The 6,360-nt window shown below is 31.8% G+C and carries 4 protein-coding genes; all 4 read right to left on the bottom strand.

All coding sequences use genetic code 11. The features are described 5' to 3' along the window. Nucleotides 1–92: 92 nt before the first annotated feature. Nucleotides 93–581 carry a hypothetical protein gene (locus tag HHU12_RS21850; RefSeq protein ID WP_169658869.1) on the bottom strand — a complete coding sequence of 163 codons (489 nt, stop codon included), beginning with the start codon at nucleotides 579–581 and terminating at the stop codon, nucleotides 93–95. 412 nt (nucleotides 582–993) lie between these two features. Then, nucleotides 994–1,758, bottom strand: coding sequence for a DUF2310 family Zn-ribbon-containing protein (locus HHU12_RS21845; protein WP_169658868.1), 765 nt, complete (start codon nucleotides 1,756–1,758; stop codon nucleotides 994–996). A gap of 88 nt (nucleotides 1,759–1,846) precedes the next feature. Then, the gene (locus tag HHU12_RS21840; RefSeq protein ID WP_169658867.1) at nucleotides 1,847–2,530 is read right to left on the bottom strand and encodes a DUF4304 domain-containing protein; all 684 of its coding nucleotides are present in this window, start codon (nucleotides 2,528–2,530) and stop codon (nucleotides 1,847–1,849) included. Nucleotides 2,531–2,815: 285 nt separating this feature from the next. Then, entirely contained in the window at nucleotides 2,816–6,202 is a 3,387-nt protein-coding gene (locus HHU12_RS21835) for a glycoside hydrolase family 71/99-like protein (protein WP_169658866.1), read from the bottom strand. Nucleotides 6,203–6,360: the final 158 nt, after the last annotated feature.

Here is a 6,360-nt window from a genome sequence, read left to right as displayed (position 1 = left end):
CGTATGAATTGAGAGGTTCACGTACGGTTCTGTGAGAAGTTAGGGGTGAGATTCCCCTAGCTTACTCGACTAGCCAAAGTATGTTTATTTTATTACTTATGTTTATTTATTGTTTGTAACTGATCTATTATCTCTTTTTGTCTTATGATTGTATCTTCACCAATTTCTTTGTAAAGACATAATAATCTAAATGATTTATAATAAATGAAGTTTATTTCTTTATCATCTTTAAGATTTAGAATATTATTATTATCTAAATCATCATTTATTGACTCATAAAATATATCATTATTAGATTTTATATTTAATACTTTTTCATAAATTTCTGTCATTTTTTTCGTTGAAGTAGAATTTTCAAATGTAACATATAATGTATCTTTTAAAGGAGTAAAACTTAAACTATATGTAATTAATTCCTCATGATGCATTTTTTCAAAGTAGTTACTTGTAAAATTTTCAAAGAAAAATACGTTAGCTTTAATTTTTTCTTGTTTACAGCTAAGTAATAATAATAGCTGAAAAAAGAGTATCAATATTTTTTTTAATTCAATTGGAATGATAATTATTAATTTATTAAGCACTAATGAAATATTTTGGCTAACATTATATAAACACAATAGCGTTTATCCCTCAAAATTTACGGATATACGCCATATGGTATATATACATTAGTAAAAAGGACTCTCAACTGCCAATCAAAAAATAAGTTTACTATTAGATTGTTGAAAGAAGATTTGAATTTACATATTTATGTATTACAAAACAAGAATGGATTTTTAAGCAAATAGCAAATATGTTTTAGTTAAAAAGTACTGGAGAAGAGAATTTTAAATAGGATTGAAAATTATGTCACAAAAAAAACTTTCAAATCAATGAAAAGTTTGCCCTAAGTTCCATACTGAATTTATTGTTGAACTCATCACCGTTGTTCAAATAGGGATTAATTTTTGGGTCTGAAGACCAAACTAAGCCCTAATTATTACCATATCGTTGTTATTTGTTTGATGAAAGTTCAGAAATTAATCTACAATTATCACACTTAAATGAGTAAAAATCATTAAATGTTGAACCTTCTATAAACCAGTCTCCTCCACAATTTGGACATTTACGCTCCTTATCTTTTTTCTGCCCCCAAGCTCTATAATTAAATAGAAAATTATAAGTTGGTATTTTAGTAAGTTTTTCGATGGTTTGACAACAATTAGTACCTTCTATATTTAATTCGCTATTATGATTATGTAGTTGTTGCAAAGACCATCTATCATTACCATAACTATATAGCCAGATTCCTCTAATATGCTCATATTTATTTTCCCAACATGTAAGATCTTCATAATTTTCTGATTCTTCACTTGTGTAAGGGATTTTATAAAGAGGAATTTGTTCAAAACTTTTCCCATCTACTAAAGGAGAAATCCTTCCAAACTTCAAAATATAAAACTCAGAAACTTCTGGAATAATTAATTCTCCAAATTCTGGGTCTAAACCAACATATTTGTAATCAAAATTGCATTCAAACTCATTTTTTATTTTCTGCTTTTGCCTTATGGCATACTTCGTAGAATATTCTGAAGTATATGAATCTTTTTCAGGACAAAATAAATTAATTTGAACTCCATTGGAAATTGGTTCAAACTGCCATTCTTCATTAATAATTTGTTTGCTTCTAAAGAGTATGCTCAAATAATACGAAGTTTCATCTATAAATGACTCTCCTTTTACCTTTGCACCTGTAATTCTTAATTTAATAATATGCATTTTTATGAATGGTAACGTAATGACTAAACTACGACCAGCGGGCGTGTCGACCTGTGGATGGAGATTAGCTACTGTTATTATGGACTTTTTATATCTTAAACATTTCAATATTAGAGTCAAAGTAGGATTGATCAAATGTACCTCTTACTCGCTGACGTTGTTTGATAGCATCTTCATTTACGATCTCAATTCCTAACTCTGAAAACTCCCTTGCTTTACTGATATTCCCAAAAAAAAGATTTATTTCTTTTAAAAGCCATATAAAATGAATTTCATTAAATATGTGATATTTATTTAAAATTTTCACTCTTTTTTTCTTGCCAAAACCAAACCAATATCTTTGATTAAAATCATTAGGTTGAATCGATAGAAATGGTTCAGGGAAATTCTCAAAATCATTATAAAACTTTTGACCTTGATTTGAAAAGGTTTCCCAAATTTCATTAATTGATTTTATATTTTCTTCTTCATTTTCTTTAAGGTCCCAATGGTAATCACCAACTCCTTTAGGAGATAATCTTTCTCTTATTAAACAACTAGCATAAGTAGTTTTGTTGTATAGTTTACCGGAAAGATCTGGTATAAAGTCGAAATGAATTGCTGTTTCACAACAAATAGAACCTCCATACCAACTACCTTGAATTCCGAAGATTTTCACTACATGATTATCCTCTACTTTTCGATAATGAAAACCTGAACCTTTCCACCCTAATTCTCTAATTTTAGGTGAATAATGTTTTCTTATTAGTTTTTTGAATTCACTGGTATTCATTTGCTTTAATTGTCCATAACATTAGATAAACAACAATGGCGTTTATCCCTAAGTAAAAAATCCTTCCAACTCCGATCAAAAAATTAGTTTGCTATTAGATTGTTGAAAGATCACTACAAGATATATATTACTGTATTACAAAACAAGAGTGTAATTCTCAAAAAAACAGCAAAAGCTTCAAAAAATTAGATAAGTCAAGAGTTTGAATATTATCCAAAAGTAAAGGTAGTTCATACTCATCAGCACGAACTACCTTCCTTTTTCCTTCTTCCTAAAAGTAATTGCTTAATTTGAGACTTTACGTACTGGCATTTTTTCCTTTAGTTCGGCAGAGTTATCCAACATCTTTCTTCCTTCTTTGATCAACCATAAATAGTGGTCAGAGGGCATTCCTTCATTATCTATCATTTTTAACCCAACAGGGATATCATTTGTGATTTTAAAGAAACAAGTAGCCTCATCAATCTCATCAAACATGCCTATGTAAACCATATCAGCACCCGCTTTGGCCGCTCCATGTAATTGTTGCCAGAAGAATTGGCCTTGTTCCCTTGGTGTCTGATTGAATTTCGAATCACGATTCATATTATACCAGCTAAAGCCAGGGAATAAAACAGGCATAAAACCTAGTTTTTCGTTCTTGCACCATTCTACATCTTTCTCTACCAGAGGGTAAAACTGATCATACTTTCCATTCTTCACTCTACCAGTATACCAAGGTAAAACAATGTCACTTCTTTTTACCAATTCATGAAATAATGCTTCACTTGTGGCATCACCGCCTCCTTCTCTCCATCGGGTAGGCACACCCAATAACACAGCACATCCACCATAAATAGGATCGTTTTGAAGAAAATCAATGATCTTTTCGCAATGCTCTAAATAGTATTTTCTTCTTTTCTTTTGAGGATCAAAACCTACACCCCATACGGCTACTAATGGTTTTCCATTAGTGGATAAATAAACATCCTTATATTTTGTGGTCAGTTTTATATTATCTACCAATTCTTTCCAATCTTTTATAAAAGAGGCCACACCTTCATCTCCCTGCATACCTGATAGGTCATACATAATTGCCACTCCTCTTTTATGTTTCTTAGCCGCCTCAAGACTATTGACCAGTACTTTATTCAAGTTTTTATTGATTTGAGGAGAGGACGCAGAAACCACAAAACGCTGTACAAATGCGGCGTCAATATTGTATTCTTTCATCCATCGGAAATGAATGTCTTGTGTGACAGGATCAGCCGAAGAGAATAATTGAGCAGTGGAGCCGTCTTTGTGTTTGAAAGGGGTATTATATTTTGCTGATTTAGGGAACTCACTTAAGTCTGGCCAAGCATCCACTCTAATGTTCTCCTCAGATAGAGGTTCTTTTTTGCGGAAGTTTTTCTGATAGTGTTTCCAATGTAACCCTGAGCCATCACCCGGAGCATTGAACCAGCCTTGATATCCTGTATAAACCTTCATGTCAGCAGTAGACATAGTAAACGTTTTGCTGTGTTTTGTATTCATTTTTACAGCAGGCTTCTTCACTTTTGCACTAACATTGACAGCAACTTCTTTCTCTAAACCTTCTTTAGAATTAGCAAACTTGAGTGTTTTGATGATTGCTTGATCATTGGAATTGAAGTTGATTCTTAAATCATGGCCATTACAATTTTTCTGGAATCGAGCATTTTCCATCTCAAAGTAAGTTTTCTTCCATTCACCAGAGTTAGTAAGTTTAAAACCAATTGCTTTTTTCCAAGCACCTGGCTTAGCTTTAGGATTTACCTGTACATTTTCATCTTTACTATCATAAGTGACAACAACATTACCTGTACCCTTGTCTAAGTATTCTATAAAAGCATAAATTTTAGAAGCACCGGTTACAATTTCATTTGACTTCACATCAAAATAGATCATTTTCACCTTGTTATTAGCTTTTGACTTTACATTCCAAGCTTCTGTATTATTAATTGTAATAGGTTCTGCTTCCGTTTCTTTAGTTGTTTTTACTGCAATTAGTTGATGGAATATAGGCTTTTTTCCAAGTTGTGCAGAAAGTATAATAGGATGAGTAGAAGGGTCCACAAAATCTAGAGCGGCTTTGTCTTTTGCAAATTTTAATTGGCGGACAATGGCTTGATCATCAGAATTGAAATTGATTCTGATGTCATGAGCGTTACAGTTTTTTTGGAATCGAGCATCATCAATTTCAAAATAGACTTTTTTCCAGGTTCCAGTATTTGACAATTTAAAACCAATTGCCTTTTTCCAGGCACCTGGCTTGGCTTTAGGATTTACCTTTACACTTTCATCTTTACTGTCATAAGTAATCACAGCATTACCAATTCCTTTATCTAGGTATTCTAAATAAGCAAAGATTTTATCATTAGTATTAATGTATGCCTTCGATTTTACATCAAAGTAGATCATCTTTACTTTATTATTCGCTTTTGATGTTACGTTCCAAGCTTCTTTTCCATTGATTTCAATAGGCGCTGTCTCTGTCTCTTTATTCGTTTTTACTGCGTAAAGCTCATTAAAAACCGCCTTTTTGCCAAGAGTTGCCGTAATAGACTGATTTGTATTTAAAGATGTATTATCGTCCTTATTTAAAGCTTCTTTACTTTTAGCGAATTTAATGCTATGCAGGATTGCTTTATCACTAGAGTTGAAATTGATTCTGATATCATGTCCGTTACAATTTTTCTGGAACCGAGCATCATCAATTTCAAAATAGACTTTTTTCCATTGTCCGGAATTAGAGAGAGGAAAACCAATTGCTTTTTTAAATGCTCCAGGTTTAGCTTTAGGATTCACTCTCACATTCTGATCTTTACTGTCATATGTGATTACCACATTGCCATTTCCCTTATCCAAGTATTCTAAATAAGCATATATTTTAGTATCACCACTTTCCACAAAATCTTTAGATTTCACATCAAAGTAGATCATTTTTACACGGTTATTGGCTTTCGATTTAATATTCCAAGCCTCTTTTCCATCAATATTTATAGGTTCTGTGGCTGTTTCACCATTCCCTTTAATAGCTTCTATATGATCAAACTTTGGGTTTTGCCCTAAAGTAGCACTAACCGACTGAATTATTTTTGGACCTGAACTTGGGTCACGTGATATTTTCAAGGAGTGTATATAGATAGGATCATCAGACCCCACCATTATGGCAATATCGTGTTTATTACATTTTTTACTAAAGCGAGCATCATTAATGGTAAAAGTCTCAGTGATCCACTTATTGTGTTTTTCAAGATTGATTTGTTTACCTAACTTCCAAGCACCACTTTCAGCATTTTTTGTTTTTACATTTTGATCATAACTATCATATTTAAACTGAATGTATCCAGGTCCCTTTGAAAGGTACTCTAAGGTAATTGTTAGAGTTTGACCTTTAAGGTTATAATGTTTTTCATTAACATCAAAATAAAGGGATGACATAGCGTGTCCTTCTTTTTTATTGATTTTCCAAGCTCCCTTTCCTTTAGTAGAAGCGGTATCATGTGGCCCTTTAAAAGGAACTAAACCTGATGCTTGTTTAGCATCATGAAGAACAGCTTCAATCACTAAGTTTTTATCTTGCGCTTGTGTTATTAAAGAAGTGGTCAGCACAAGTAACGTTAGCACTCCTTTGATAAGAGGTTTTAATTCTTGTAGATAAAAATTCATTTCATTTCATAATTAATAAGTGATCAAATAATTCCTTATAAAGTTATATTTTTGTTCTAAGGAAGTCTTAACCATAGATTAATGTTATCTTGTTAAGCGAAAAAATGGAGTAGTTGCAGTTATTTATTTTTTAATTTAAAAATAACGATTTCGTTAAT

It is taken from the genome of Flammeovirga aprica JL-4 (genome assembly GCF_012844305.1).
Classification (GTDB): domain Bacteria; phylum Bacteroidota; class Bacteroidia; order Cytophagales; family Flammeovirgaceae; genus Flammeovirga; species Flammeovirga aprica.
Note: the sequence above shows the minus strand (reverse complement) of the source record. Positions and strands in the feature narration are given on the sequence as shown.